This window comes from Rahnella woolbedingensis, from assembly GCF_003602095.1.
Classification (GTDB): Bacteria; Pseudomonadota; Gammaproteobacteria; order Enterobacterales; family Enterobacteriaceae; genus Rahnella; species Rahnella woolbedingensis.
This window is the reverse complement of the sequence record NZ_RAHH01000097.1, coordinates 1-634: the sequence shown is the minus strand read 5'-3', so window position 1 is coordinate 634 and position 634 is coordinate 1. Positions and strand designations below refer to the sequence as shown.

At 48.1% G+C, this 634-nt stretch carries 1 pseudogene; it reads right to left on the bottom strand.

Annotated elements, in window-relative coordinates:
• Positions 1–85: 85 nt before the first annotated feature.
• A pseudogene (locus tag D6C13_RS25355) lies at positions 86–574 on the bottom strand (IS3 family transposase); the annotation flags it as partial.
• Between the last annotated feature and the right edge of the window lie 60 nt (positions 575–634).

The window sequence follows — 634 nt, the reverse complement described above, 5'->3', positions numbered from 1 at the left end:
TATTTCCAGCGTTTTTAGGCCGTTTGCAATTTGAGTTCCGGCAGGCCGAACGATTGAAAGTGCTTTCATCGGGTTCCTGAAGTGGTCAACAAAAACTGGCCACAGTTTTAGAGTTTTTCCAGAACAATCGCTCTGATTCATTGGGTGTTAAGCCACCGTTATATTGGTGGGGTCTGAGCTGGCTGTAATAACCAATGATGTAATTCGTTATTGATCTATTTGCTTCGCTAAAATTAGCGTATCCACAGTTCGGGACCCATTCTGATTTCAGGCTGCGGAAAAATCGTTCCATTGGGCTGTTGTCCCAGCAGTTCCCTCGTCGACTCATGCTTTGCTTTATACGATAACGCCACAATAACCGTCTGAATTCCCTGCTGGTATAGTGACTTCCCTGGTCAGAATGATACATAACGTCAGCCGGTTTTCCCCTGGTTTCCCAGGCCATCGTTAATGCTTTTCCTGTCAGAACTGAGTCCGGAGAAAACGACATCGCCCAGCCTATTGGCTTGCGAGAAAATAAATCCAGAACAACCGCCAGATAAGCCCAGCGTTTGCCCGTCCAGAGTAGAGTAAGAGGCAGGGCGTAGTCGGACTATTTCCCTGCCTCTCCTCCCCGAACCGGACGTGCACCTTT